23 protein-coding genes and 1 tRNA gene are annotated in these 26,705 nt (G+C 65.7%); 14 read left to right on the forward strand and 10 right to left on the reverse strand.

Going from position 1 to position 26,705, the window contains the following annotated elements; all coding sequences use genetic code 11:
* Positions 1 to 14: 14 nt before the first annotated feature.
* The gene (locus F4X41_08195) at positions 15 to 818 is read right to left on the reverse strand and encodes a DedA family protein (protein ID MYB16994.1); all 804 of its coding nucleotides are present in this window, start codon (positions 816 to 818) and stop codon (positions 15 to 17) included.
* 150 nt (positions 819 to 968) lie between these two features.
* Between F4X41_08195 and F4X41_08200 the strand changes: the two genes are divergently transcribed.
* A complete protein-coding gene (locus tag F4X41_08200) occupies positions 969 to 3,812 on the forward strand; it encodes a hypothetical protein (protein ID MYB16995.1) in 2,844 nt (947 codons plus the stop codon).
* A gap of 102 nt (positions 3,813 to 3,914) precedes the next feature.
* Here the strand turns inward: F4X41_08200 and F4X41_08205 are convergent, their stop codons facing one another.
* The gene (locus F4X41_08205; protein MYB16996.1) at positions 3,915 to 5,378 is read right to left on the reverse strand and encodes a sulfatase-like hydrolase/transferase; all 1,464 of its coding nucleotides are present in this window, start codon (positions 5,376 to 5,378) and stop codon (positions 3,915 to 3,917) included.
* A 126-nt stretch (positions 5,379 to 5,504) separates the two neighbouring features.
* Between F4X41_08205 and F4X41_08210 the strand changes: the two genes are divergently transcribed.
* Positions 5,505 to 6,134, forward strand: coding sequence for a hypothetical protein (locus F4X41_08210; protein MYB16997.1), 630 nt, complete (start codon positions 5,505 to 5,507; stop codon positions 6,132 to 6,134).
* Here F4X41_08210 and mnmG read toward each other — a convergent pair.
* Positions 6,131 to 8,083: a tRNA uridine-5-carboxymethylaminomethyl(34) synthesis enzyme MnmG gene (gene mnmG / locus F4X41_08215; GenBank protein ID MYB16998.1), complete on the reverse strand. Its 1,953-nt coding sequence runs from the start codon at positions 8,081 to 8,083 to the stop codon at positions 6,131 to 6,133. The two genes, F4X41_08210 and mnmG, sit on opposite strands and share 4 nt — an antisense overlap.
* Before the next feature lie 149 nt (positions 8,084 to 8,232).
* On the opposite strand from mnmG, the gene F4X41_08220 reads away from it, so the two are divergent.
* From F4X41_08220 to F4X41_08240, 5 genes are read left to right on the forward strand one after another with little or no spacing between them, the layout of a single operon-like run.
* Positions 8,233 to 8,814, forward strand: a complete 582-nt coding sequence (locus F4X41_08220; GenBank protein MYB16999.1) for a hypothetical protein — start codon at positions 8,233 to 8,235, stop codon at positions 8,812 to 8,814.
* On the forward strand, positions 8,815 to 9,558 hold the full coding sequence (locus F4X41_08225; protein ID MYB17000.1) for a hypothetical protein: 744 nt from the start codon (positions 8,815 to 8,817) through the stop codon (positions 9,556 to 9,558).
* Entirely contained in the window at positions 9,551 to 10,597 is a 1,047-nt protein-coding gene (locus F4X41_08230) for a hypothetical protein (protein MYB17001.1), read from the forward strand. The genes F4X41_08225 and F4X41_08230 overlap by 8 nt, the downstream gene beginning before the upstream one ends.
* A 3-nt stretch (positions 10,598 to 10,600) precedes the next feature.
* Positions 10,601 to 12,196, forward strand: coding sequence for a hypothetical protein (locus tag F4X41_08235; GenBank protein MYB17002.1), 1,596 nt, complete (start codon positions 10,601 to 10,603; stop codon positions 12,194 to 12,196).
* A complete protein-coding gene (locus F4X41_08240) occupies positions 12,189 to 12,923 on the forward strand; it encodes a helix-turn-helix domain-containing protein (protein MYB17003.1) in 735 nt (244 codons plus the stop codon). The genes F4X41_08235 and F4X41_08240 overlap by 8 nt, the downstream gene beginning before the upstream one ends.
* Positions 12,924 to 12,943: 20 nt before the next feature.
* On the opposite strand, the gene F4X41_08245 is transcribed toward F4X41_08240, so the two are convergent.
* The 5 genes from F4X41_08245 to modA form a co-directional block, all read right to left on the reverse strand.
* Complete coding sequence (locus tag F4X41_08245) at positions 12,944 to 13,561, reverse strand: nitroreductase (protein MYB17004.1); 618 nt, start codon at positions 13,559 to 13,561, stop codon at positions 12,944 to 12,946.
* A gap of 152 nt (positions 13,562 to 13,713) precedes the next feature.
* Positions 13,714 to 14,139, reverse strand: coding sequence for a VOC family protein (locus F4X41_08250; GenBank protein MYB17005.1), 426 nt, complete (start codon positions 14,137 to 14,139; stop codon positions 13,714 to 13,716).
* Between the two features lie 85 nt (positions 14,140 to 14,224).
* A complete protein-coding gene (gene modC / locus F4X41_08255) occupies positions 14,225 to 15,307 on the reverse strand; it encodes a molybdenum ABC transporter ATP-binding protein (GenBank protein MYB17006.1) in 1,083 nt (360 codons plus the stop codon).
* On the reverse strand, positions 15,304 to 15,996 hold the full coding sequence (gene modB, locus F4X41_08260; protein MYB17007.1) for a molybdate ABC transporter permease subunit: 693 nt from the start codon (positions 15,994 to 15,996) through the stop codon (positions 15,304 to 15,306). Before modB ends, modC begins: the two co-directional genes overlap by 4 nt.
* Before the next feature lie 9 nt (positions 15,997 to 16,005).
* The gene (gene modA, locus F4X41_08265; GenBank protein ID MYB17008.1) at positions 16,006 to 16,770 is read right to left on the reverse strand and encodes a molybdate ABC transporter substrate-binding protein; all 765 of its coding nucleotides are present in this window, start codon (positions 16,768 to 16,770) and stop codon (positions 16,006 to 16,008) included.
* A 370-nt stretch (positions 16,771 to 17,140) separates the two neighbouring features.
* Here modA and F4X41_08270 point away from each other — a divergent pair, with 370 nt between their 5' ends.
* Positions 17,141 to 19,459 carry a glycosyltransferase gene (locus F4X41_08270; GenBank protein MYB17009.1) on the forward strand — a complete coding sequence of 773 codons (2,319 nt, stop codon included), beginning with the start codon at positions 17,141 to 17,143 and terminating at the stop codon, positions 19,457 to 19,459.
* A 191-nt stretch (positions 19,460 to 19,650) separates the two neighbouring features.
* Here the strand turns inward: F4X41_08270 and F4X41_08275 are convergent, their stop codons facing one another.
* Together F4X41_08275 and F4X41_08280 are read right to left on the reverse strand one after the other, a co-directional pair.
* Positions 19,651 to 19,938, reverse strand: a complete 288-nt coding sequence (locus F4X41_08275; GenBank protein MYB17010.1) for a DUF1330 domain-containing protein — start codon at positions 19,936 to 19,938, stop codon at positions 19,651 to 19,653.
* Positions 19,939 to 20,111: 173 nt separating this feature from the next.
* Positions 20,112 to 20,185 (reverse strand) — tRNA-Glu (locus F4X41_08280).
* 104 nt (positions 20,186 to 20,289) lie between these two features.
* On the opposite strand from F4X41_08280, the gene F4X41_08285 reads away from it, so the two are divergent.
* The 6 genes from F4X41_08285 to F4X41_08310 all read left to right on the forward strand — a co-directional run.
* Entirely contained in the window at positions 20,290 to 21,627 is a 1,338-nt protein-coding gene (locus tag F4X41_08285) for a signal recognition particle protein (protein MYB17011.1), read from the forward strand.
* A gap of 98 nt (positions 21,628 to 21,725) precedes the next feature.
* Positions 21,726 to 22,592: an S-methyl-5'-thioadenosine phosphorylase gene (gene mtnP, locus F4X41_08290; GenBank protein MYB17012.1), complete on the forward strand. Its 867-nt coding sequence runs from the start codon at positions 21,726 to 21,728 to the stop codon at positions 22,590 to 22,592.
* A 23-nt stretch (positions 22,593 to 22,615) separates the two neighbouring features.
* Positions 22,616 to 23,896 (forward strand): adenosylhomocysteinase, encoded by a 1,281-nt coding sequence (locus F4X41_08295; protein MYB17013.1) that lies wholly within the window; start codon positions 22,616 to 22,618, stop codon positions 23,894 to 23,896.
* A gap of 16 nt (positions 23,897 to 23,912) precedes the next feature.
* Entirely contained in the window at positions 23,913 to 25,109 is a 1,197-nt protein-coding gene (locus tag F4X41_08300; protein ID MYB17014.1) for a methionine adenosyltransferase, read from the forward strand.
* 154 nt (positions 25,110 to 25,263) lie between these two features.
* Positions 25,264 to 25,836, forward strand: coding sequence for a sigma-70 family RNA polymerase sigma factor (locus tag F4X41_08305; GenBank protein ID MYB17015.1), 573 nt, complete (start codon positions 25,264 to 25,266; stop codon positions 25,834 to 25,836).
* A partial coding sequence (locus F4X41_08310; protein ID MYB17016.1) for a hypothetical protein occupies positions 25,833 to 26,705 on the forward strand: 873 nt, incomplete at its 3' end. The genes F4X41_08305 and F4X41_08310, both read left to right, overlap by 4 nt.

The following is a 26,705-nucleotide window of genomic DNA, read 5'->3' on the forward strand; positions in this document are numbered from 1 at the left end:
AGCATACCTCCCTGTCAAGGAGGAGATCGCCGGTTCGAATCCGGTCGGGACCGCCAGACCCGCTCGCGTTGCGGGTCGGTTTCAAGAGTTTTTTTCTCGGCCGGCTCGCTGACCTTGAATTCGATTTCCGGCGCGGGCGGCGGCAACTCGGCCGACTTGACTTCAATCGGCTCCTGCGGAGATTTGCTGAGGCGCTGGCGGCGACGGTAATACAGCCGCGTCAGGGCGATTCCGATTGCCAGGCCCAATACCCCTGCTACCCAGGGATTGCCGATTACCCGTTCCAATATCTCTGACACTTCGGTCCAGCGCGAACCAAAGTACCACCCGAGCGCGGTGAAGAAACCGGCCCAGATCGTCGAGGAAATGCTGGTGTAGAGGACAAATCTTGGAAACGGGACCCGGGCAAGGCCTGCAAAAACCGCGACCGCAATCCGCAAACCCGGGATCATCCGCCCGACGATGATCGCCAGCCCGCCGTGCTGGCGGAACCAGTTCTCGAAACTCTCGATCTTGCTTTCGTCGACTCGGACGTAGCGCCCGAAGCGGCGCAGCATTTCCAGGCCGAGGCGACGAGCCAGCCAGTAAAGCACCGAAGCTCCAGCCGTGGCAGAGGCGGCCGCCACCGCCACCACTCCCACCGGGTGCGCTGACCCGAGCGCAATCTGCGACCCCATGAACATGATTGCCAGATCGCCAGGTAGCGGCAATGGGACGCCGGCTTCCTCGATCCCGATCAGCAGTGCGAGGGCGTAATACTGGTTGGCTTCCAGGAAACCGAGCAGCAGATCGCGGATCTGCTCAAACAGGTCGGCCACGGGTCAGCCTAGTAACATTCCGTGCAAATTGGTGACATAAAGTTTGGGGGTGTGCGGGATTGATTCTAGAAACGCAGGGCCCATGCTTGCCATTGCGTGTTTGAATTGATTGGCCGCGCAAGCCGGTAATTGATGATGTCTACGAGACGGTTGCCCAAGATGGATTTGATGCGTCGCCGGCATATGCATTTGGCCGCGCCCGTTGCATTCGCGTTGGCTATCGCTCTAAGCTTTGCACTTTATTTGGCCGGCGCCGAGCGCGGTTTGGCAGCAGTCATTAACCCTGCCAACCAAGAGTCATCAGGGTATTCGAATGCGGCAATTTGCGTCGATACGACAGATAACGATGGATTCATCGATGCTCAGCTGGTCAATACATCAGATTGCCCAGGAGACAACGATGGCGACCAGCTCACCTCGAGTGAGCGTTGGCTCGAGATCGATTTCTCCAAATCCAAAATCCGCTCCGATTTCACACCTGCTGCGGGCGAACTTGACGGGTTGATGCCAGGTTCGCGCATCAACCTTCGCGGAACCGGGGTCAACCAGAACGAAATTGATTTGAGCAACGCTTTTGTTGAAACAGATGGTGCGCCAAGCGGCAGACTTTTTGACGCGCTTTCCAAAGACCCTCTCTCAACGTTTGATCCGGGAGATCCAACCGGGTACCCGCCGACATTTCTCTTGGACGGCGGCGATGACGATACCGGATTGGGCAATTTGCCAACGTCTGTCGAAGAGGGGGGAATCCTTTACATCCCATTCAATTTTGGGAAACGTCCGCGTGGACTCAGCATTCCCGTAATGCGCGGAGTAACTTGCAACGTCAACTCCGGAACGCCTCCGTCAGTGACTTGCAATCACGACGCCGAGGTTGACGGATCCACTGAAGCGTTTATCGGTGACCGTGGGCAGGGTGACAGCGTTGAGCGCTTCGTTGCGTTTGAACTCACAGTGACCCACAGAGGCCTCGACTTCGATCGCACGGTACACGTCATGACCTCATCACGCGATCCCGACGACACGCTGTATGTGGTTCCGATCCTCATCAGTGGCGACCAGACTATCGACGATGACGAGAACGCCGAGATCAAGGTGGAAGCCGTCCAGGTAGGACAAAACCAAAACGGCGACCTTGCTGTCGCAATGGCGGGTGGCACGGCTTCAGCGCCCACGCCGACTGGTTTCGATCTCGAATTCCTGTACGACCGCGGGGCGGTATTGGCCGGCTACGATGACGACTTTGAGGACGATCTCAGCACCGCGGTGGATACCGTCCGCGTTGAGGACGTTGATTTACCTCGCTACCCGGTCTGCGAACGCCACCCGCAAGTCATAGAGGCGATCGAATCAGTTGCCGACGAAAAATGTCGGAGGATATCGCTGCACGCGCTCGGGGAAATCAGCGAGCTGGAGGTTTACGACACCGAAGACTTGCTGGAAGAGATCTATTATTCGGACCTTGAGGGGTTGAAGGGATTGACGTATCTTGACCTTCGCGGCAACGAATTGCGCAACCTTCCATCCAACGTCTTTCGCGACGTTGGTGTGGGGAAGAAGGACGAAATCGCACTCATTGACATGCGATTCAATCCTGGCCGACGAAGGGCAAACGATGGCTTCTTGGCGTCCGACGTAAGTTCCTCGGTGCGTTCCAATCTGCAACACCTGCAAGTGATTCGTCTGGACAGTGAATTCAAAGACGGTGACGGATTTGACCGCTCCACGTACTTCGTTTATGAAAGCGACGTTTTGGTATTCGAGGTAAGGAACGATGCCACGGCCCCTGTTGTCGAATTCTGGAAGGATCCTGGTGCCGCCGGAGACACCACGGTCGACCCTCCTGTATTGGCCCGTGCGGCCGATACCGCCGAGACCATCCCGGAGTTTGACGCAAATTCTGAAGACCACAGCGACTTACCGAGACTTCCCGGCGGTGATGGAACGCGATTGAACCTTGGAGATTTCGACCGGACAGACTCCGGAACCATAGGGGCCGGAACCGGGACATACATAGTCGCAATTCAGATGCCGTTCACGGGAGATGACGGTCGCGAAACCGAGACCTTCACGATGCGGTTACTAAATTCAGATCCGGGCAGCGTCCCAGATTTTGGCGACGACACTTTGATAATTGACACCGCCAAAGTGACGATCCGAGACGTTACGCGCGCGCGGTCTAGGACGATCTCGACTTCTTCCCAGGTTTACCAGCCGCCACGCCGACCGACTTCAAGACCCGCTCCGAGCGACAGCCCGTCGTTTGATTACCCGGCTTTCGTCATCGACAACCGATACGAGGTCGCGCCCAGAAATCCGGACCTTCGGCACAACATTCCGGATCTCAGCGTGAACATAGACGGCCGAACTGTAATCGCTGGATTCCTGAGCCATTACCGCAACACTGGTGACCGGGCTCGCTGGGGATACCCGACTTCGGAGGTTTTGGTGCTGGAAGACCGTACGCTGACCCAGTTCTACCAGCGAGGAGTTGTAGATTTCCACGATGTCGGCTCGGGCTGGGTCGTCGAGCGCCGTCTGGCCTGGGATTACGTGGGTGGCGGTGAGGGCGGAAGCATCGACCAGGGATTTGAATCAGGACCGTTCAATCCGAACCCCGGCACACTGCTGGGACCCTGGGGCAACCGAGTGTCAAACATCTCGATCGAAGGCACGAACGTCGGGTTCGCCGACTTCTTCAACCGGCTCGGCGGAGTAACTGCCTTCGGAGTCCCAAAAACCGAAGCGCGGACCGATATTGTCAGCAGTAACCGACTGCTCGGCCCCGAACAGACTCCGGGATTCATCCGCCAGTATTTCCAGGCCGCAATCTTCGAATACCATCCCGGTGTCCCGTCGGATCCCGTCCAACTTGCGCTGCTGGGCGATACGCTGCGTGATCGGCTGGTCCGCGACCATACCCGGGAACGCGCATTCGCCGCGGCAGGGATATTGATCGACGGCGAGCGCTACGTTCCCCCCGTGATCGACTGAAGCCGATCAACTCTCGCTAGTCGTTCCACTGACCGCCTGCTGAAATCAACCTTCGCTGTAATCCGGGCCGGCGGAACCTTGGGCGCCCGGTGCGGCTGCGCCTTAGGGGTTGATCGCCGGGACCCGGGAAGCAGTTGTCCGCACCGTGCTGCGCAGGAACCAGCGGTGCAGCACCTCGCGCAGATGGGCCTTTTGCTCGGCATGATCGGGGTCGTGCCAGAGGTTTTCGACTTCTTCCGGGTCCGAACGCAGATCGTATAGCTGGCCGTCCTCATCGCCCAGGAATTCGACCAGCTTCCAATCCTTGTCGCGAACCATCATCTCGTACTCGACCATGTGCAGCATCGGGTCCGGACCGTGTTCGGAGAACACGTACTCTCGTCCGCTGGCGCCAGGTTCGTCGCGAAGCAAGCCCATCAATGACTGGGCCTCGAAATGCTCGGGCGGTTCGACGCCGGCAAATTCCAGGACCGTCGGACCGATGTCGAATAGCTGCACCAGATCGTCGATGTGACGGCCGCCCTCAATGCGGCCGGGGGCGCTGAACATCAGCGGCACCCGCACCGAGCAGTCGTACATGGTCCACTTCTCGACGATTCCGTGGTCGCCCAGGTGTTCGCCGTGGTCGGAGGTGAAGATGATCACCCAGTCGTCCAGCGACCAGCGCTTCTCGATCGTCTCCAGGATCTGGCCCAGCTTCTCGTCGATCATGGTCACGTTGGCCAGGTAATAGGCCCGCTGGCGGTGGCGCCGCTCGCGCGGGGCGTGCGGGTCGAAAAAGATCGAGTCGGGGAACCGGATCTGCTGGTAGTCGCGGAACTTCTTCAGCGCCTCCGGTTGGGCCTCCATCTCCTCCTCGCTGACCTCCAGGATCGGAAGGTCCTTTTCCATGTAGGCGTCGGCGTAGCGCTTGATCGGGTCGAATGGCGGGTGCGGGCCGGGGAACCCCACCTCGAGGAAGATCGGCTTGTCGTTCTCGGGGAAGTTCTCCAGCCAGCGGATGGCCATGTCGCCGACGAAGACATCGGGATGCAGGTCGTCTTCCTCCCACCAGTCGTACGCGCCGTCGCTGGTCTCAAATTCCGGCCATTCCTTGAGGTCGTCGCGTTCCAGGCGCCGGGTCCCGGCCTGCCAGAGCGCCTTGTCCCACTCGTCGAAGAACGTCAGGTTGTTGCCGGTCCACACTCGCTCGGCGAAATGGCGCTGCTTGTTCTCGACCACGAACCGCTCGTTGAACCCATGCATTCCCCAGAATGGCCAGGCGTGCATCTTGCCGACGTTTACGCAGTGATAGCCCGAATCGGACAGGTCCTTGACCCAGGTCCGCGGCCAAGTCTGCTGGTTCATCAGGGCGCCGCTGTTGTGCGGGCTCAGACCGCTGAACAACGCTCCCCGCGAGGGCCCGCAGGAGGGCGCGTTGACGTGGCAGCCCGAAAAGCTGACCCCCTCGCGCACCAGGCGGTCCTGCACCGGCGTGTCCATGTATTCGTAGCCGAGCGCGTTAACCGTTTCGTAGCGCTGCTGGTCGGTGATTACGAACAGGATGTTGGGGCGCGATCGCGGCATGCCGGTACGACTTCCAATAGGGACGGGGTGCGGAAACGGGCAATCCATGATAAGGGCGCATTCGGCCGCGCGGCTTTGGGAAAATTGTTCGAGTCGGATGACTAGGGCCGGGAACCGGGAGCCATCGTGGAATTTGGCAAGCTGACGATCGACAACCCCAACGCGCCGGCGCGCGGTCCGGTGGCTGGCGACTACGCCCCGGTGGTGGTCGCCCCCTTCGCCGAATCCGGCTGCCAGGTGGAATTCGCCGACGGCGGCAGCGCCAGCGCCGCGCTGGCCGGCATACGACTGACGACGCATGCCCGCAAGCGAATCTTCGGCCTGCCGATCGGCCCCCGCCCCCGCCTCGGATTTCCCAACCTCAAGTGCCTGCTCAGCTTCCGCGGTATCGACAGCGGCGAGGTGCTATTGGATGACGTGGTGCGCGGGATCTGGCGCGATTCCTCCGGCAACCTGCTCGATCCGGTGATGGTGGAAGTCGGCGGCAGCGCCGACCTTCTGCTCGGCCTGCAGCTCGAGGGCGAGGATTTCCTGCGCGGCCCATTTTCGGGTCCGGGCCTGGAATCGCTGGACCTGGGCCGCCGGCAGAGCGTCGAAGTCCAGGTGAAGCTCCTGGCGGCGGGGCTGCCGCAGCACCTGGCCTACCAGTTGGATCTGACAGACGGGGCTCCGCGCATCAGCGCGGTGCGGTCGGCGGATCCGGATTTCGTGGCCGCGACCAGGAAGGTCACGCCCGGGTTCAACCGACCCGTCTAGGCCGCCTGCGCTCTGCGCAGCTGGACCATAAGCACCGCCAGGTCGGAGGCGGTCACCCCGGAAAGGCGCGAAGCCTGGCCGAGCGTGGCCGGTCGATGCCGCGCCAGCTTGATTCGGGCTTCGGTCCGCAGCCCCTGGATCCCCGAGTAATCGAGCCAGTCCGGTAGGACCGCGTCCTCCTGCGATCGGGCCCGTTCGACCTGGCGTTGCTGCTGGCTGATGTAACCGGCGTAAAGGCTGGCCAACTCCACCTGCTCGGCGACTTCGGCTGCAAACCCCGGCTCCCCGGCAAGCGTGCGCAGCTCGTTCAGGGTCACCCCGGGGCGCGCCAGCAGGCGGTGCGCCGGGACCGTCTCGCGCACCGCGGTCTGCCCCAGGCCCAGCAGGTAGGGGTTGACCCGCTCCGGCCCCAGTCGCGCCGAGCGTAGCCAGTCTTCGGCCCGGGCGATCTGGGCCTCTTTGCGCTCCAGTCGGTCCAGGCGCTCCCCGTCGGCCAGGCCCAGGCGGGCGGCGATCGGGGTCAGCCGCCGGTCGGCGTTGTCCTGGCGCAGCAGCAGCCGGTATTCGGCGCGCGAGGTGTGGACCCGATAGGGTTCGTCCAGATCCTTGGTGACCAGGTCATCGACCATGACCCCCACGTACCCCTGGTGGCGGCCGATCGTCAACGGCTCCCGCCCGGTCGCGGTTAGGGCCGCATTGATTCCGGCCAGCAGGCCCTGGGCGGCCGCCTCCTCGTAACCGGTGGTACCGTTGATCTGGCCGGCTAGGAAAAGTCCGGCCGCCGATCGGGCCTCCAGCGTCGCGTCAATCTGGTGCGGCGGCGCGTAGTCGTATTCGATCGCATAGCCGTAGCGCAGCACCCGCGCGCTTGCCAGCGCCGGAACCGATTCGAGCATCGCCTGTTGCACGTCGGCCGGCAGCGAGGTGTTGGCGCCCTGAACGTAGACCGAACGGTCGGCGAAACCCTCCGGCTCAAGAAACAGCTGGTGCGAGGACTTTTGCGCGAACCGCACGATCTTGTCCTCGATCGAAGGGCAGTAACGCGGTCCGGTGCTGGCGATCGTGCCGTCGTACATCGGGGCGCGGTGCAGGTTGCCGGAAATGATCTCGTGCGATCGCGGATTGGTGTGAACGCTGTAGCAGGGCATCTGGGGAGACCAGCGGTGGTTTTCGATGCCTGGATACCAGGCCGCGGCGGGTTCGCCCAGCCGGTGGTCGCGGTCCGGACCGAGGAAGGAGAAGTAGAGCGGATCGGGTGAACCCGGCTGAATCTCGGTCAGCCGGTAATCGATGCTCTCGGCATCAATCCGCGGGGGCGTGCCGGTCTTTAAGCGCCCGAGCTCGAAACCGTGTTCGCCGAGATCTTCGGAGATCCCGAAGGCGGCCGGCTCCCCGGCCCGGCCGGCCTGGAACACCTGCTCGCCCATGACGATCCGGCCGTTGAGGAACGTGCCGGTAGTGATCACCACGCAGCGGCTTTGGACGGCTTCGCCATCGCCGGTCACGACTCCGCCGATCCGCCAGGAATCGCCGCCGTTAGGTTCCCAGATGAGCCGATCCACCTGGGCCTGACAGAGCACCAGGTCCCGGCAGCGCCGCAGCGCGGAGCCCATCGATTGCGAATAGAGGGCCTTGTCGCACTGGGCGCGCATCGCCCGCACGGCGGGCCCCTTGCCGGTGTTCAGGGTGCGCATCTGGAGCTGGGTTCGATCGCTGTTGCGGGCCATCTCGCCGCCCAGGGCGTCGATCTCGCGAACCAGGTGCCCCTTGGCCGGGCCGCCGATCGACGGGTTGCACGGCATGCCGGCCACCTTGTCGAGGTTCTGGGTGACCAGCATCGTGCGCGCGCCGATGCGGGCCGCCGCCAGGGCAGCTTCGCAGCCGGAGTGGCCGCCGCCGACTACAACGACGTCGAATTCGGGAACGGAGTGATTGCGCGCGGTGCTCATATCCGGGGCGGGGTTTGGGCCGGTGCGAAAATCGGCACCGGACCAGTGTGTGGGCGATTATCCCGCCCTCCCTACAGCTGCCGGCCGCGGGCCCCTGCCGGGCCCCGGTTCCCGGCTTGAGCCTGAATTAAGTGTCAGGGGCCAAAAACTTGCAACCGGCGGACGCCTTCATCCTGCCCACCGAAACCGGGGCGGCGGTCATGTTCGACGAGCGTTCGCTCAGCGCGGCCGGCGAGCTGCAGCTCGAGGTGTACGCCCCGTTCGAGCTGTCGCCGGGCGAGATCGACTACCTGCGGGCCGAGTGCCAGCAGCGCCTGGCGACCGTCCCGCAACCGCGGTCCGGGCGCATGCTGCGCCGGATTCCGGTGGCCATCGCCGAGCTGACGATCCTGGGACTGCTCGCCTACTACTTCATCGACGGGGCATTCCCGCAATGGCCGGTGTTGCTGGTGGCGGCAGCGGCCGGATTCCTCCCCTCGAGCGCCCAGCTGCTGCTGCGGCGCCGCCGCCGCGGGCGGCCGGGCCGGATCCTGACGGCCGGTCCCGGGCTGGACGGGAACTCGGTCCAGCGGATCGGGCAGATATGGGGACTGACGGCCGCCGGCCAGGCTCCGAACCACATCGATTTTGAAAATGCCGCACGTTCGATCGGATGGTTGCGGGCAGCAGCTTTCTACCGGGGTCTGCGCGATCCGGCGCAGCTCAGTCCGCTAAGTTTCAGGGCCGCTTAGATGGAAGTAATCTGCCTGGCCATCCCCCTGGCGGAAGGCACCTGGGTCAGGGTTTCGCGGGCCTCGCGGCGCCTGATGGCGATCGAACCGACCGATCTGCCCGAAACCATCAAGGTCTGCTACGGCGGCGACCGGCAGCTCGACTGGGTCGGGGTCGAACTGGCCGCCCGCGCCGAGACGCAACGTATCTTCTACGCCACCCGGCCCGGCCCGGGAACGGTGCGGCGGCGCTTTGCGGTGTTGCGAAACCTATACGAGTTCGCGCTCGGCCTGGGCCTGCTGGCCTCGGCGCAGGGCATGGCGATACCGGCCCTGGCGGGCATCTGGATGCTGGCCAAGGCCGGCCTGCGCACCCGGCGCCGCATCCCCAGGCTGGGGCGTCCGGAAAACCTGGCGGCGAGCCCGATGGTCCGCTCGGCCCATTCCGGGCTGGCCCGGTTGGGGGACCTGTTCGACGACGAAACCGACGAGCGTTTGGCATATCTGGGCGCCAGTTCGCTGGCCCGCTCGCTGGCCCTGCCGGAGGCCGAATTTCTCTACGAACAGTTCCTGGCCGAGCCGACCGGCCTGCACCCCGGGCAGGTCGACGGGGTTTGGCTGGCCCCGGCGGCCGGGCTCGACCGCCCGCTGCTGGCCGGCGGCCCGGAGGGGGATCCCGAACCGGCGGATGCCGAAATCGAGGTCATCGATGCCGGCGCGGAGCCGGTTGACGACGATCCGGACCGGAGCCCCGGCGATGGTTGAGGAAAACATCCGCATCCCGGTCGTCTACGGGGACCTGTACAAGCAACTCAGCGACGGCGCCGACTGGCAGGAGCAACTCCGCGAACTCGAACTGGCCTACGACGTTGAACGGATCGCCAGCGCGTCCGTCCAACCGGGCCTGTCGGCGGACCTGAACGTCTACACGATCGGCGGCGGAACATCCGGACGCAGCCTGGCAATCGAAATCGCCCCGCTCTCCCCCACCGGTCCCGAACGGGTGGCGGCGCGCGCGTTGATCCGGGCCCTGGGTTCGGGCTCGACCGATCGGCAGCGGCTCCTGCACGCCTGCCTGGTCCGCATCTACGTGATCGAGTTCCCCCAGGCCAGACGCAGTCGCGGCCGCACCCCGGCCGGCGGCGATTTCCTGGGGGCCGCGCTGGCTCGCTCGGGGGCGCTGGGCGTGCGCGGTTTCTGGGCCAGCTTGACCTCGCACCTCGAATCGAATCGCCCCGACGTGCTGCTCAGCCTGCGCGACGCCGGCGGAGCGCGCGGGCTGGGCGGGAACGAAGGCTTTCTCACCATCATGGCCAGCCTCCCACCCGAGGTCCTGGCGGAACTGGAGCGCCAGCTGGCGGCCGCTTACAAGCGCGACTGGCCTGGTTCGGCGGCCGCACGCGGCTACAAGCGGGCCCGGTCCCGGCTGTCGCGGCTGCGCGAGCACGAAATAGCCCGCTTCATGTCCGCCCACCTGCGGTTCGGCGGATTGCGCCGGCGCTTCCGGCCGGTGCCCGACAAATTGGTCGAGGACGAATTGGCGGTGGCCTTTACCCGCAACCTGGCCGAATTACGGGCCGCGTTCGGTGCCGGCCTGGTCCCGGCCGAACCGGGCGTCTACCTGGACCTGGGAGGGACCGGCAGCGCGGTCTCCTCGGCCGCCTTTGCGCGCTGGCGGCTGGGCGCCGACGGGCTAAGTGCCTACGGAACCATGGACGATCCGTCGCGGCGCGCAAACTTCCTGCTGGCAGCCGCCTCGGCCGTCATCGCCGGCGCCGCATCCGGCTCGCTGGATCGGCCCTAGACCATGCGCGAACCGGAAGATTTCGAGGTCTTCGAAGTTGAAGAGATCGAAGAAATCGATGAGGATCTGGCGCAGGAGCCGTCGACCGATTCGGCCGAGTCCGCGGCTCCCGGGGATGAGGCCGCCGAACCGGTAGCCGAACCCGAGCCGTCGGGCGTCGACCTGCCGGCCGCCACCTACTGCGTGGCCCCCGATCCGCTAAGCGGCGGCTGGCTGCTGGCCCACGACCGCAACCTGGCGCTGGCCGCAATGGCTGCGGGGGATCCAGACCGCGGCCTGCTCGGGCAGCGACCCGAGATGGGCGCCGGCCAAGTCGCCGAACTGGAACGGCAACTGGCACGCCGGCTCTCCGCGACCCGTCGCCGGTTCTTCGGCCAGACCGCATACCTGGTCCTGGTCGCGGTTGGTTCGCCGTTCCTGGTCGCGTCGTTGCTGGGAGCGCTCGGCCTGGCAATCGGTCCGGTGCCGCTGGTCGGCGAAGCCGTCGGCGCGTTCGTGGGCTCGGCCGGCGCCAACGTCGGCGGGCTGCCGCTGGCCGGACTGATCTGTTCGGTTCCCGGTCTGGCGCTGGTGATATCGCAGCTGCGCAAGTCCCCGCCGCTGCCGCGACTGCCCAAGAACCCGCGTCTGACGGTCGTCGATTGCGGCGCGATCGAGGACGGGTTTCTGGAAGCGGCATCGGACGTCGTCGCCGAGGCCCGCGCGCTGGTCGGCGGGCGTACGGGCCTCCCGCACAGCGATGCGCGCCGGCTGGCCGGGGTCCTGTGGCGACTGGAACGGCTGGCGCTGGAATTCGGGCTGCTGCCGGCGGCCTCCGCCTACAGCGATCTGGCCCAGGCGGTTTACGCGTTCTCCAACGGGCCGCGCGGACTGGGCGGCCGCTCCCAGCTGCGGCTCAAAAACGTAACCGCCGACTACGACCCGGATGTGAATCCGGGCGGCTCGGCCTGGCTGCAGGCGATATTCAAGCCCTTCGGCGGAATCGTCATCGCGTTGATTCTTATTGCCATGGCCGGCGTGTTCCGGCTGGCCAACGACCAGTTTGAGATCGTCCGCACCAACACCCTCTGGCAGCCGCCGGGAGCGATCAATTTCGTCGATTTGACCCGCCAGACAGTTGCCGGGGTGAATTTCGAGGGCTCGGATGCGGCGATCGCGGTGACCGGCCCCGGCTGGTACTGGGCCGCGCCGCCCCCTATGACGCGGCGCGAGCAGATCTCGAGGCTGGAGAATTCGCTCACCGTCGAAGTTGACATCGGGCAGGCCGCAAACGATGCGGTGGCAACGTTGAGCGCCCGTTTTGACTATCTGGTCAAGGAGCCGCGCGACTTTGTCGATGCGCGCCTGCGTTACGAGGATCCGGATGCCCGGGTGCGTGACGCGGTCGCCGGACTGGTCGAAGACGTGCTGGCGGCGGAACGCCAAGAACTCGAACTGACGGCGGATCCATCGGCCAGCACCGAACAGCTGCGCGATAACATGGCCGCGATCCTGGAGCAGGTAATCACGGCCTCGGCCGGGGACGAATCCCTGGACGAGCTCGGCGTGCTCCTGGTTGCGGCGCCGGAATTCGATCTGGGCGAGAAACCTAGTGTCTGACCAACAACCCGCCAGCGACGCCGCGCCGCAGAGCCCGGTGACCGCCGGCCAGATACTGCGCGACATGCGCCACGCGCACGGCTATTCGCTCGAGCAGTTGGCGGTTCTGACCCGCCTGCGCCCGGAGCGCATCGCCGCCCTCGAGCACGACGATTTCGTGCATGCCCCGTTCCGAGCCTACATCGTCGGCCACATCCGGGTTTACGCCCGGGGGCTGGGCGAGGATCCCACTCCGGCGCTGGACGCCCTGATGTTGCAACTGGGACCCCCGGCGGGCGATTCCGTCGCCCTCGAATCAGACGCCTCGGGCTCGATGCTCGGTCGTCAGCAGGTGCCCTATTTGCTCGTGGCGCTGGGCGTGGTGATTCTGGTGGTGGCCCTTTTGTTGATCGCCCGCAACAATCCCGCCGCCGAACCCGCCGAGTCCGTAGTCGCAAGCTCGCCGGCCGTCGCCGCGGTGGTCCCTGAAACAGCCGCCGCGCCTGAATTGGTGCTTGCGGTGACTGCCGACCGCGAGGCGTTTCTGGAAGCGATCGTGGATGGCGAGGTTGTTTTCAGCAGCCTGGTGGCGGCTGGCGAATTCCACACCTGGACCGGCAGCGAATCGGTCCGCATCAAGAGCGATGACGGCGGCGCCCTGCAGATCCGGGTCGACGGGGTGCCGGTCAGCGACGGCCTGACCGAGGGACGCGAACTGGATAGGACCTGGTCCCCGGCCGGCCAATAGGCCGAAAGGACTAGCCGCGGTCAGCCGTCCTCCAGTGGACGGCCCCAGGTACCGGCGAACACGAAATCTGAGATTTGACTGCGCTGGCGGGGCGCTGCCTCGCGCTCGCCAACCTCCGGCGGCAGCGTAGCGGGGTCGCCAGCGTAACCGATCGCGATCATCGAGGCCAGCTCGAATTCTTCCGGGATGTCGAACTCGGCCCGCGCGCGTTCGCGGTCGTAGCCGCCCATCTGGTGTGAAACCAGCCCGTGCGAGATCGCCTGCAGGATCAGGTTCATGGTGGCCATGCCGGTGTCGTGCAGGACGAATCTGTTCGGCCGGCCGGTTCGTGACGATGTCCGGGCCCCGGCCGAGATGATCAGCACGGCGGCATTGCGGGCCCAGGAATTGCCGTCGAAGAGGCAGGCCTCGGCCTTGGCCCGGGCCTGCGGGTCGCTGCGGTCAAAGACCAGGTAGCGCCAGGGCTGGTCGTTGAATGACGAGGGGGCCCAGCGGGCGGCCTCCAGCAGCGTCGTCAGGGTCTCAGGGTCGATTTCCCGGTCCGGATCGAATGCCCGGGGACTCCATCGCTGCCTGATTTCATCGATCAGCGGCCGGGATGTTTTGGCCGGTTTGGCCGGAATCGCGTCGTTTTGCATTTGAAGCTTCCTTAGCGGATGTGGTTTCGGAGTCTGGCGGCCGGGAGTCGGCCCGCGTGCGGGCAATTAGCGAGTGGCAACGCTCAAATCGAATCGCCGATTCGTTGGCATGGGGGTGCGGATTTTCCGGAACCGCGGTTCCCGACCGGCGTTTATTCTTCGGATTCGCAGTTGATCATCCAGTTGGTGCCGAATTTGTCGATGCAGGCACCGAAATAGGATCCCCAGAACATCTCGCCGATCGGCATCGTGACGGTGCCGCCGCCGCTCAACATGCCGAAGACCCGGTCGGCTTCGCCGCGGTTGGGAGGAGCGTAGGAGATGGACATGCTGCTGGTAGGCGGGACCGCCGAGCCGTACGCCGACGGCACGTCGCTTCCCATCAGCACGCTTTCGCCGATCGGCAGCGAAACGTGCATGACGTTCTCGATTTCATCGGGGCTCACTTCCATCTCCATGTCGTCCGGAGCCTCGCCGAAAGTCTCAAAAATCGAAAAATCACCGCCGAACACCGAACGGTAGAACTCGAATGCTGCCCGGCAATTGCCGCCGAAATGCAGGTACGGGTTGAGAGTCATGGTCACCTCAAGGGACAGTAATTGAGCGGGATCTCGATCATCGGCCGCACCGCAAATGAACGGCCGTGTCGCGGCCGAGTCAATCCTAGCCGCCTACGTCTTCGGGCGCGATCGCCACGGACTTGATCACGGCGTAGCAGTCCACCCCAGCCGCAAGGCCGAGAGCCGATTCAGAACGTCTGGTTATGCGGGCCAGCAATCGACCCGCGCCGGTCTGGACCGAAACGATCGCGCCCGGACCACGCCCGGTGCGGATCCCTACGACCCGCCCGGGGAGTACGTTTAGGGCCGAAATGTCCTCGGGGCGCCCGCGGGAGATCAATACCTCGTGGGCGGCCACGCGGACTCGGATGGCGGCGCCGGGCGGGTGCGGAACGCGGGGCAGAAAGAGGAGGACCTCTCCGGCTTCAAGTTCGCTCAGCCCGTCGTCGTGATGACGCCGCACGGTTGCCTCGAGCACCGCTCCGGCGGCGCGGACTCCCAGTGGGGTTACCTGCGGATCGCCCAGCACCTGCAGCGCCGGACCCTGACTGACGACCCTCCCGTCGCTAATAGCCACGACAGTAGTCGCCAGGCGCGCGACCTCGGCGGCGGAGTGGCTCACGTACAGGATCGGGACCGATACCTCGTCGCGCAAACGCTCGAAGTAGGGGAGGATTTCGGTCTTGCGGGGCTCGTCGAGCGCGGCCAAAGGCTCGTCGGCAAGGATGATGCTGGGCTCGGCCAGAAGCGCCCGCCCGATGGCGACCCGCTGCTTCTCGCCGGCCGAAAGCCGGGCGGGGCGACGCTGCAGCAGGTCGCCGATGCCCAGCATTTCCACCACCCGATCCAGGCTTGAGTTGGTGACGCGGCGACGGGCGAACCAGCGCCCGTAAAGGAGGTTCTGCCGGACCGAGAGGTGCGGGAACAGCCGGTCCTCCTGGAATATGTAGCCGAGCCGGCGTTTATGGGGCGGAAGGTCGATCCGGAGGGCGTTGTCGTAGAGCACGCTGTCGCCGACCGCCACGCGTCCTTCATGCGGCCGCAGCAGTCCGGCGACGACGTTGACGATCGACGTCTTCCCGGATCCGGACCGCCCGAACAGCACGGTTATTCCGGGCGGGGCTGCGAAGTCGACGTCGAGGCCGAAACGGTCGAACCAGTGCCGCATCCGCACTTCCAGGATCATTGCCCGGAGATCCTCCGCGCTACCCGCCGGGAAAGGGTTTCGGACAACGCCAGCGCCAGCATCGCCACGATGACCGAGATCACGACCAGGCGCAGGGCCGCAGCCTCGCCGCCAGGCGCCTGCAGAAACGCATAAATGGCCGTCGCCAGCGTGGTCGTCTCGCCGGGAATGCTGGCCGCGAAGGTGATGGTGGCGCCGAATTCCCCCATCGCCCGCGCAAATGCCAGGACCGCGCCGGTGAGCACCCCGGGGAGGATCAGCGGGAACGTGATGGTCGCAAACACCCATGGCCCGGATGCGCCCAGGGTGGCGCCGGCCTGTTCCAGGCGCGGATCGACCGATTCGACTGCCAGCCGGATCGCGCGGACCATCAACGGGAACCCCATGACCGCCGCCGCCAGCGCCGCCCCCGTCCAGCGGAACGCGAGGACCAGGCCAAGGTCCTCAAGAAATCCCCCCACCGGCCCGCGCGAACCAAGCAGCAACAGCAACAGCAGTCCGGTCACCACCGGCGGCAAAACCAGGGGCAGGTGTACCAGCACGTTGAGCAGCCCCTTGCCCGGAAAGCTCCACCGCGCCAGAGCGTAACCGGCCAGGACTCCCGGCGGTAGGCTCACGAGCGTGGCCAGGACCGAGATTCGCACGGTCAGCGCCAGCGCGTCCAGCTCCGACGGGCTCAATCCGAACATCTGGCCCGATCAGCCGGCGGTGAATTCAAACCCGTGTTCTTCAAACGCCGAGCGCGCCTGCGGTCCGCGCAGGAATCGGAGAAAGCCGGACCTGGCGGGGTGGGTGCTGGCGGACACGGCGGCCGCGGGGTAGCGAATCGGCGGATGGCTCCGGGACGGAAAGGTGCCGATGACCGTGACGTTGTCATCGGCCAAGGCGTCGGTGCCGTAGACGACCCCCAGCCGCGCCTGGCCGGTGGCCACCAGGGCCAGCGCGCCGCGGACGTTGTCGGTCTGGGCCAACCGCCGGGCGACCGAGTCCCACAGGCCGAGCGTCCTTAGCGCCGCCTTGCCGTAAATTCCCGCCGGAGCGGCATCCACGAACGCCATCGCCATCCGGCCTTGGCCCAGCAAGCCGGAAAGGTCAAGGTCCGGCCCGATCGCGACCGGTTCGGCGTCCCTGCCGTGGGCAATCAAGACCAGTGAATTCGACAGCAGGTCAAACCGGGAACTCGGTTCGATCAGCCCCTCCCGTTCGAGGGAATCCATCCAACCAGGGTTAGCGGAAACGTAGACGTCGGCGGGAGCGCCGTGGCGGATCTGCTGGGCCAGGGCCGAGGATCCGCCGGGCGCTACTTTGACCCGTTGCCCAGCCTGGCCGGCGAAACGGTGGGCAACGTCGGCGAGCGCGTCCCGGGCACTGGCCGCGGCAAACACAGTCAGATCGACATCCGGCGCGCAGCCTCCGAGCGCCAAAGGCAGTCCCAGTCCGATCCCGAGCGAAAACCCGAGGATGCGGCGTCGGGGCCAGGTATTGACCCGGCCGGTCGACGCTGAATCAGGAGTTCGGAAATCCCCTGGTTTCGGGTGCGGTGCCCGGTTTGCACCCGCACGAACGTCCGCGTCCTGCGACCAACTCTGGTCCAGTTCCGGCCCCTCCGTTAGCTGCCTGAGGCGAATTCGATTTGATGCGGATCGAATCCGCCATCGAATTCTCGGGATTCCCTGGTGGTCGACATTTGCAGGTTGGGCAACAATATCGGGCGCGGCCCGTCAGGTGTGCGACCGTGCCGATCGGCCTCAAAAGACCGCTGCGGATGACAGCTGAAGTACGGTCCGAATCGGCCGAGCGGGATGATGGGCCTGGGAAAGGGGGGACTGTTCGTTGGACCGGCAAGGATCTTCGCCGGGCGGCGAATCCGCCTTCCGACCGCGCCTGCTGGTCACGGTCCACGACGTGGCGCCGCCCTTCGCCGAGGGCGTGGGCAGATTGCTGGAGGAGCTCGACCGGCTGCAGATCGAGCGCCGGGTCCTGAAGGTCATTCCCAATCTGGACGGTCGCTGGCCGCTGACCGAGGACCGGCGGTTGTGCTCGCTGCTGCAGCGCGAGGTCGCCAGGGGCAACGAAATCGTGGCTCACGGCTGGACGCATTCGGCCCGCGGCCCGCTGCGGGGCTCCCCGCGGCAACGTTTCCTGGGGGCCCGATTCGCGCCCCAGGCCGCCGAATTCCTGACCCGCTCGGCCGGATCGGCTCAGCGCGCGGCCGAGTCCGCGCGCACGGTCCTGGCCGATGCGCTGGGAGTTGAGCCGCGCGGGTTCTGCGCCCCGGGATGGCTGCTGAACGACGCCGGCCGGACCGGAGTTGCGGCAGCCGGGTTCGGGTACCTGATGGAGCAGTCGAGACTGCGCGACCTTGCCACCGGACGGACGGTGCTTACTCCCTGGCAGGGGTTCATGGGAGTCGGCGGGATCCACGAATGGCTTGTCCAACTAGGCAACGGCGCAATCGCGGTCGGGGCTCGCATCGCCTGGGATGGCCTGGAGCGGTGTCCGAACGTGAAGGTGTTCCTGCATCCGCAAAACCTGGCCGGCGGCGGCGCGCTGGACCGGGTGCTCGAGCGACTCGAATCGTTAAAGAATGGTCGCCAACTGGTCACGGCCGGTCAGCTCCTGGACCTTGCCGATCCGGCGACGGCCGCCGCGGACTCGCCGGATCGAATTCACTCGCCTTCGATAACAGTCGTGATTCCGGCCCTGAATGAACAGGCGCATGTGGCCCGGGCGCTGGATTCGGTGCGTCGGCAGCGATACCCGGCCGACCGACTGGAAGCCGTCCTGGTGGACAACGATTCCAAGGATGACACGCTCGCCGAAGCTGAAAAAATCGCCGCGGCCTGGTCAGCGCAGGGCCCGGGCGCGCCGCGCCTGCAACTGCTGAAGGAGACCGGCAGCGGCGCCGCGCGGGCGAAGAATTCGGGGGCCACCGCCGCCCGCGGCGAGGTGCTCATTTTTCTGGACGCCGATTCAACCCTGGGGGTCAACGTCGCCGGCGCCGTCGCCGCCGCCTGGCGGAGCGGAGCCCGCGGCGGGAGCATCAAGGTGCTCGCCGATTCCGACGACGTCTGGGAACGCGGCTTCTTCGGGGTGATGGAATTCGGGAAGGCGTTGCTGGGCGTGCACTGCCAGATGGGCTACCTGGACCGGGGGCTGTTCGCGCGGCTGGGCGGATTCAGGCGTGACCTGCGGCTGGCCGAAGACGTGGATCTGATGCGCCGCGCCGCGCGCTGGCTGCGCTTCGACGGCGGGCGCCTGCAACGGGTCGGGGCGATGCCGCTGGTAGGCGATGAATCCGACGAGGGGCTCTGCATCATGACCTCGCCGCGCCGACTTCGCGGCATGCCCTGGCGGCTGGGGATGTTCTGGATGCTGCTGCGCTGGTCGCTCGGGTTTCTGGGCATCGGCCGCGGGCGCTACCCGGCCGGTGGGCCGGCTCCAAATGCGCCGCCGCCGCCTACCCCGAGCCGTCGGGTCGCGATGGCGATCCTCAGATTGGTGTTGCTAACGGCGGCGCATCGATCCCCTGGCCGGCCGGCCGGACTGCTTTGGATCTGGTGGTTGTGGGACCGTCTCTATGTCCGCTGGCACGGGCTTCGGCCGGTCAGCGAGGGAAGCGTCCTCTACTACGGATTCGAAACCTACCGCGCACCGCGGCCGGTGCGGTTGGGCGACGGGACCACCGTTGCCCGCGGCGATCGGATATGTCGGATACATATGCGCAACGAGGTGCTGGCCGGGTCCGAATATGCGTTGCTCGGGAAACGCGCCTGGGGATTCATCAGGGCGATGCGCCGGGACCTGGCGGTTCTGACCGAAAACGCCGAATCGGGCGCTTTCAGCAAGCGGGACGCCGGATTCGTAGCGGTGACCGGCGCCACCCTGCTGTTCCGGGGTGCCCGCCGGATGGGGTTTTCGGTCTGGCCCCGGCCGCGATCCTGGCGCAGCGAAATCGAGCGCATTTACCTACTGGGGCTGCTGGCCCTCTACCGGCGCGACTCTGAGACCGACCGCGAATTGCTGGCGGAGGGTCAGTCGTCGTCGGCGACGGTGTCGGCGAACGTCCCCGAGTACGAACTCGGCGAGGTCTGGATCGGGCGCAGGTCGCTGGGGTGGTCCCGATCGAGTGGGGCGTCCAGCGTCGCATGATGCGATGGCGATGTCTTTTCTTGCTCCACCCCGGCAAGAAATCCGGCGCGGGCATTCCTCGGGGATTTGATTACCCAGGCGCCTAAAGCGCGCGAGCGGATTCGCCGCCGCTTCGCCGCCGCTTAATTCGACGATGCTTCCGGGCGCTCCGTGCGCGCGGTTCCTGCCCGGCAGTCGCCGGACCGGTGCCGCTAAGCGCCGTCGACAACAACCATGTTGATGTTTGACGAGCGTGATCGCAGGTCGTCCAGGGCGGTGTACTCGGGCGACTGCAACCAGGTCCCAACCTGCTTGACATCGCCGAATTTGAGGACCGCCAGGCGCCCGGGCGACCAATCGCCGAGAACTACGTCGATTTGACCGCCGCGCACAACGAACTGGCCGCCGTGCGAATCCACGGTCGACGTCACCCGCTCCCTGAATTCCCGGTAGAGCGCTTCGTCCAAGATTTCGACGTCGATGATTACGTAGGCAGCCATTGCTCCTGCACCTCCCCATCCCGAGAAACGTGCGGTCAGTCTATCGGCCACTTGCGGACCCGGACCTTCGCGCGGCCCTCTTACGGGCCCTGCGGTCGGAAGGGTCTCTCCCGGCTATGTCGGCGGAATGCGCGGGAGACCGTGTTCCGGCGGTGCCACGTCGCCCGTTTCGGTGGCGCATGCGGGATTCGAACCCGCGGTCTTCGCCTTGAGAGGGCGATGTCCTGGGCCGCTAGACGAATGCGCCGGATTGGGATTCTAGCTGCGCCGCAATTTTGTAAGCGCGGGGCTTTCTAGACTCATGACGACCTTAAGTTTCAAGCCCCCGCGGCGCCCGGAAGTGAACTGAACTTGCTGGAACGACTTTCCGAACGGCTGGATGCCGTAATCAAGAAGGTCTCGGGCCGCGGCCGAATCCGCGAGAGCGACATCAAAGCGGCGATGCGCGAGGTCCGGGTCGCTTTGCTGGAAGCGGATGTTCAACTGGGCGTGGCGCGCGATTTCGTGCGCTCGGTCGGCGAGCGCGCGGTCGGACGCGAGGTCCTATCGAGCGTCTCCCCGCGCCAGCAGCTGATCAAGATCGTCCACGACGAACTCACCACCCTGCTGGGCGGCCAGGCCAGTGAACTGGCCCCGGCCAAAGCCGGCGGACGCCGGATCCTGATGGCCGGGCTGCAGGGTTCGGGCAAGACCACCAGCGCCGCCAAGCTGGCCCTGCAAATCAAGGAGTCGGGACGCCAGCCGGTGCTGGTGGCCTGCGATCTCAAACGCCCCGCGGCGATAGAGCAGTTGCGGACCCTGGCCGGCCAGATCGATGCCCCGGTCCACTCCGAATCGGTCAATTCGAAACCCGAGCACGTGGCCCGCAACGGGGTGCGCAAGGCCGAGGCGCTGGGCGCCTCGGACGTGATTGTCGACACCGCCGGACGCCTGCAGATCGACGGCGACCTGATGGACGAGGTGGAGCGCGTCGCCCGCCAGATCGACCCCACCGACGTCCTGCTGGTTGTGGATGCGATGACCGGGCAGGAAGCAGTCAACGTGGCCAGCGAGTTCCACCGCCGCCTGAAACTGACCGGCCTCGTGCTGACCAAGCTCGACGGCGACGCCCGCGGAGGGGCCCTGCTTTCGATCCGGGCGGCCACTGGGGTGCCGATCAAGTTCATCGGGTCGGGCGAAAAGATCGAACCCCTGGAACGCTTCCACCCCGACCGACTGGCCTCGCGGATTCTGGGCATGGGCGACGTGGTGACCCTGGTGGAGAAGGCCCAGGCCAGCATCGATGCCGAGGCTGCGGCGCGGATGGAGAAAAAACTGCGCAGCGCCAGCTTCGACCTGACCGACTTTCTGGAACAGATTGACCAGATCGAGAACATGGGTTCGCTATCCCAGGTAGCCAGCCTGATCCCGGGCATGTCGCGGCTCGCTGGCCAGGACAAGATCCAGGAAGCGCTTTCCGGGCGCGAGCTGGACCGAACCAAGGCGATCATCCTGAGCATGACGCCCACCGAGCGCGCCGACCCGTCCATCATCAACGGTTCGCGCAGGCGCCGGATTGCGGCCGGGTCGGGGACCAGCCCGCGCGACGTGAACCAGTTGCTGAACCAGTTCACGACGATGCGCAAGATGATGCGCCAGATCGCGCGCGGGCGCATGCCCAACTTCCCGGGCTTTTCGCCCTTCGGCTAGCGGTGCGGCGGGCGCGATAATCGACCCGGCCATCGCCGGCGCCTAGCTGCGCGCCCGAAATCACCCGCCGCCCCCTCTCCCACACCGGATGCACCGCCATGCCTGACGCCTTCTTCGGAGTAATCGGCGGCAGCGGCTTTTACGACATCGAAAACGTGACCGGGTTGGAAGAGGTCGCTATCGACACACCTTTCGGTCCGCCCAGCGACAGTTACCTGGTGGGCGAACTGGACGGGATCCCGGTCGCCTTTCTGCCGCGGCACGGGCGCGGCCACCGCATATCTCCCACGCACTTGAATTCCCAGGCCAACGTCTGGGGATTCAAACAGCTGGGGGTCACCTGGCTGCTCGGAGTCTCGGCCGTGGGCAGCCTGCGCGAGGAGATTGAACCCCGCCACATCGTGGTGCCCGACCAGCTGATCGACCGCACCCGTTCGCGCCCGCTCACTTTCTTCAACGATCCGGGCCTGGTGGTCCATGCCGGAATGGCCGATCCCTTCTGCCCGGTGCTTGCAGATCTGGTAGCTTCCGCCGCCGAAACCGCCGGCGCCCGGGTCCACCGCGGCGGAGCCTACGTCTGCATCGAGGGGCCGCAGTTTTCGACCAAGGCCGAATCGGAGATCTTCCGCGGCTGGGGCGCCTCGGTGATCGGGATGACCGCGGTCCCCGAGGCCAAGCTTGCCCGCGAGGCCGAACTTCCCTTCGCGCTGCTGGCCCTATCCACCGACTACGACGTCTGGAAGGACGAGCCGGTGACCGCCGCGCTGGTGGTCGCCAACATGGCCGCCAATTTGAAGGTCGCCCAGCAGGCGGTGGTGAATCTGGCCAGCATGCTGCCGGCCGGCAACGAAACCAGTCCCGCGCCCACCGCGCTCGACGGGGCTATCCAATCCGACCCCGGCCTGCTCAGCGACGAGCTGCGCGGCAAGTACGGGCTTTTGATCGATCGCGCGCTTTCAGCCTGAACAAACACAAGACAAGGATCCCGATGGCCACCGCAACCGAACTTCCCGTGGACTGCGATATCGCCGACCCGAACCTGGCCGACGCCGGACGCGACATGATCGAATGGGCCGATTCTTCGATGCCGGTCCTGGCCCGCATCCGCGAGCGCTTCGCCTCCGATAAACCGCTCGCAGGCCTCTCGGTAGCGGCCTGCCTGCACGTGACCACCGAAACCGCCAACCTGATGCGGACGCTCGACGCCGGCGGCGCCGAGATCGCCCTGTGCGCGTCCAATCCGCTCTCGACACAGGACGCGACCGCGGCGGCGTTGGTCCGGCATTACGGGATCAGTGTGTACGCCCGCTGCGGCGAAGACAACCAGACCTATTACCGGCACATCGACAGCGTGCTCGACCGCGGCCCGCACCTGACCATGGACGACGGCGCCGACCTGGTCTCGCGCATCCACCAGCGGCGCCGGGATCTGATCCCGCAGATCATCGGCGGGACCGAAGAGACGACGACCGGAGTCGTGCGCCTGCAGGCCATGCATGCCGACGGCCAGCTGGCCTATCCGATCATGGCCGTCAACGAAGCCGACACCAAGCACCTGTTCGACAACCGCTACGGAACCGGCCAGTCGACCATGGACGGGATCCTGCGCGCCACCAACAAGCTGATTGCCGGTACACGTTTCGTCGTGTCCGGTTACGGCTGGTGCGGGCGCGGCCTGGCCGCCCGGGCCGCCGGCATGGGCGCCAACGTGATCGTGACCGAAGTCGACCCCACGAGGGCCCTGGAAGCGGTCATGGACGGATACCAGGTCCTGCCGATCGGCGAAGCCGCCCGGGTCGGTGACATCTTCGTTACCGTCACCTCGAACAAGAACGTGATAGACGCCGACCATCTCAGGGTGATGAAGGACGGGGCCATACTGGCCAATTCGGGCCATTTCGATGCCGAAATCAACGTCCGCGCGCTGGCCGAGCTGTCCCAGTCCAAACGGACCCTGCGGCCGCTGCTGGACGAATACATGATGCCGGACGGTCGGCGTCTGCGCCTGCTGGCCGGCGGCCGATTGGTCAACCTGGCGGCGGCCGAAGGCCATCCTCCGGGTGTGATGGACATGAGTTTTGCCAACCAGGCCCTGGGCGCCGAATACATGTGGGAGCGGGCCGGCCAGATCGAGCCGCAGGTAGTCGGCGTCCCTGCCGAGATCGACAAAGACGTCGCTCGCCTGAAGCTGTCCAGCATGGGCATCGCAATCGATTCCATGACCGCCGAACAGGCGCGTTATGCCACGTCCTGGGAAGAGGGCACATGAACGACAAGGCGCAACCATGAGCGTGAACCTGATCGCTGCCGACCGGTTTCTATTCACTTCGGAATCGGTCTCCGAAGGCCATCCCGACAAGGTCTGTGACCAGATCTCGGATGCCGTTGTCGACGCGCTGCTGGAACGGGATTCGAATTCGCGGGTCGCCTGCGAAGTTGCCGCCTCAAACAAGGGCCTCTACGTGCTCGGCGAAGTCACCTGCAACCTGAACGGCCAGGACCTGGATTCGCTGGTCGTGGGGATCGTGCGTTCGATCGTGGCCGAGATCGGTTACACCAGCCTGGAACTGGGCATGGACGCCGGCAGCGTTCCGGTCAACGTGCTCCTGAATCCGCAATCGGCCGATATCGCCCAGGGCGTAGACCGCGCAAACCCCGACGAGCAGGGCGCCGGCGACCAGGGAATGATGTTCGGCTACGCCTGCCGCGAGACCGATGAGCTTATGCCGCTGCCGATAACCCTGGCGCATCGCTTAACGCACCGCCTGAGCCAGGTTCGCAAATCCGGGCAACTCCCATTCCTGCGACCCGACGGCAAGAGCCAGGTCACGGTCGAGTACCGTCACGGCCGGCCCGAGCGCGTGTCCAACGTGGTCATCGCCGCCCAGCACGACCCCGACGTGTCCGACGACTCTCTGAAAGAGATGATCGAACGCCACGTGGTCGCGGCCGTAATAGATGATTCCTACCTTGACGGCGCCTCCGAAATCCTGATCAACGGGACCGGCAGATTCGTCGATGGCGGTCCCGGCGCCGACGCCGGCCTGACCGGACGCAAGATCATCGTCGACACCTACGGAGGCATGGCCCGGCACGGCGGCGGAGCGTTCTCCGGCAAGGACCCCTCCAAGGTCGACAGGTCCGGGGCGTACATGTCGCGCTACGTTGCCAAGAACCTTGTCGCGGCCGGCCTGGCGGACCGGGCCGAGGTGCAGCTGGCCTACTGCATCGGTGTCGCCAAACCGGTCTCGGTGAACGTTGAGACTTTCGGGACCTCGCAGCTGGCATCCGGGGACCTGGATCGCCTGGTGAGGGAGAACTTTGACCTGCGCCCCCAGCGGATCATCAGCGGCTTGGGCCTGCGGCGCCCGATTTATCGGGCGGTGGCCGCCTACGGTCACTTCGGTCGCCCCGACCTGCAGCTTCCCTGGGAGCGGACCGATCGCGCCGGTGCCTTGCGGAAAGCCGTCGGATTGACATAATCGCCAAATACAGGCTGGCGCCGGCTCTCCGCCGGGCAGCTGGGAGTGGCGTTGTCGGTACGAACGCGGGCCGCTCCGTGGCCGGGACAGTCCAGATTGCTGCCAATTAAGGTAACGAGAGCTGCCGGAGCGGCGTTTTGCAAATTAAGAGCGAATGGGGGCAGGACCAATTAGCTCGGCGCGGACACCCGACGAGCTGGATGAACTGATTCGACGCTCAGTTGAACTTGATCGCGAAGCGTTCGGTCTCGTTTATGAGGAATTTTTCCCGCAGATCCACCGGTTTATCGAGTACCGGATCGGCGGCAACCGGCACATCGCCGAAGACTTGGCCAGCCACGTCTTCATGCTGGCGTTGCGGGCGATTGGCAAATACCAACACCGCTCGGTGGCCGGGTTCAGGGGCTGGATATTCCGGATCGCGCGTAACGCCATCGCCGACCACTTCCGACGAAGCCAGGACCTGGCCTACGACATCGAGTCGCACGCCCGGCACCTCGTTGACGAAAGCGACGACTACGAACGCATCGCCACCTCGGACATTCTGGGTCGCGCCCTTGACGCCCTCACGCCCGAGCAGGCCGAGGTGATTGCGCTGCGGTTCACTCAAGACCTCTCGCACCGCGAAATTGCCGCGATAGTCGGAAAAAAGGAGAACGCGGTCCGGGCGCTGCAATTTAGGGCGATCGCGACGCTGCGACGCCGCCTTCAGGAGCTGGATCCGTGAACCGCTCCGAGCGCGCCATCGCCGCACTGCTGGATTCCTATCTGGACGAAAAGGCGGACCGGCAAGAGCTGATATCGCAGAATCCGGACCAGGCCGAAGATCTGACCGCCTACCTGGCTGTGGTCGACGAGCTTCGGGCCGCTCGCCCGCCCGACCCCGATCCGGAAACGGTTCAAATCCGGCGCCGCGAATTCGAGTTGCAGGTAGAAAGCTACGCCGCCGAGCGGCCCGACACGGGCCTTCTGCGGACGCTGCGCGGCTGGGCCGAATCGCTGTTCGCCCAGACCAGAGTCGCGGCGGTAGCGCTCTCGCTGGTCGTGGTGGTCCTGGCCGGTAGCGGGGTGTCGGCGGCGGCCCTAGTGGCTCCGCCGGGGAGCCCGCTGTACGGCTACAAGCTCACCGTTGAACGGGCGGCAATCCAGCTCACCGACGAAAAGGACCGACCGGCCACCTACATCGAACTTGCCGAGCGCCGCATCTCCGAATTGACCTCGCTGGGTCCCGACGCCTCGCCGGATGTCGTCGCCAAGGTCTCGGCCTCGTACCAGATGCTTGTCGAAGACGGGCTGGAAGCGATCAATTCGCTGCAGGGTTCGGGAGATTTCAATCCCGAGAACGCGATCATCAATTACGAGCAGCGGGTGCGCCAGCACGGCGAGCAACTGGAAACGTTCGCGGTCGACGTCGAGCCGGTGAACAACACGCTCGAATTGATCCAGCAGCTGGTCTCCGGCCCGTTGCTGGCCGGCGCCGGCCCGTCGAATGGCGGCCCCGGGGCCGCGGCGGGGCCGCCCCCCCCGCCCGCCCCGGGGGGGTATACACAACTCCGGGCCCCCGCGCCAAGAGGCAAGCGCGGTTGGCGGGGGGGG

The organism is Chloroflexota bacterium (assembly GCA_009840625.1).
Classification (GTDB): domain Bacteria; phylum Chloroflexota; class UBA11872; order UBA11872; family VXNJ01; genus VXNJ01.

Coding starts and splice junctions, on each gene's coding strand:
- F4X41_08205 (MYB16996.1), bottom strand. CDS start 5,378: ATGCCGCGATCGCGCCCCAACATCCTGTTCGTAATCACCGACCAGCAG.
- mnmG (MYB16998.1), bottom strand. CDS start 8,083: ATGAGCACCGCGCGCAATCACTCCGTTCCCGAATTCGACGTCGTTGTA.
- F4X41_08225 (MYB17000.1), top strand. CDS start 8,815: ATGGAAGTAATCTGCCTGGCCATCCCCCTGGCGGAAGGCACCTGGGTC.
- F4X41_08230 (MYB17001.1), top strand. CDS start 9,551: ATGGTTGAGGAAAACATCCGCATCCCGGTCGTCTACGGGGACCTGTAC.
- F4X41_08235 (MYB17002.1), top strand. CDS start 10,601: ATGCGCGAACCGGAAGATTTCGAGGTCTTCGAAGTTGAAGAGATCGAA.
- F4X41_08245 (MYB17004.1), bottom strand. CDS start 13,561: ATGCAAAACGACGCGATTCCGGCCAAACCGGCCAAAACATCCCGGCCG.
- F4X41_08250 (MYB17005.1), bottom strand. CDS start 14,139: ATGACTCTCAACCCGTACCTGCATTTCGGCGGCAATTGCCGGGCAGCA.
- modC (MYB17006.1), bottom strand. CDS start 15,307: ATGATCCTGGAAGTGCGGATGCGGCACTGGTTCGACCGTTTCGGCCTC.
- modB (MYB17007.1), bottom strand. CDS start 15,996: ATGTTCGGATTGAGCCCGTCGGAGCTGGACGCGCTGGCGCTGACCGTG.
- F4X41_08275 (MYB17010.1), bottom strand. CDS start 19,938: ATGGCTGCCTACGTAATCATCGACGTCGAAATCTTGGACGAAGCGCTC.
- mtnP (MYB17012.1), top strand. CDS start 21,726: ATGCCTGACGCCTTCTTCGGAGTAATCGGCGGCAGCGGCTTTTACGAC.
- F4X41_08295 (MYB17013.1), top strand. CDS start 22,616: ATGGCCACCGCAACCGAACTTCCCGTGGACTGCGATATCGCCGACCCG.
- F4X41_08300 (MYB17014.1), top strand. CDS start 23,913: ATGAGCGTGAACCTGATCGCTGCCGACCGGTTTCTATTCACTTCGGAA.
- F4X41_08305 (MYB17015.1), top strand. CDS start 25,264: ATGGGGGCAGGACCAATTAGCTCGGCGCGGACACCCGACGAGCTGGAT.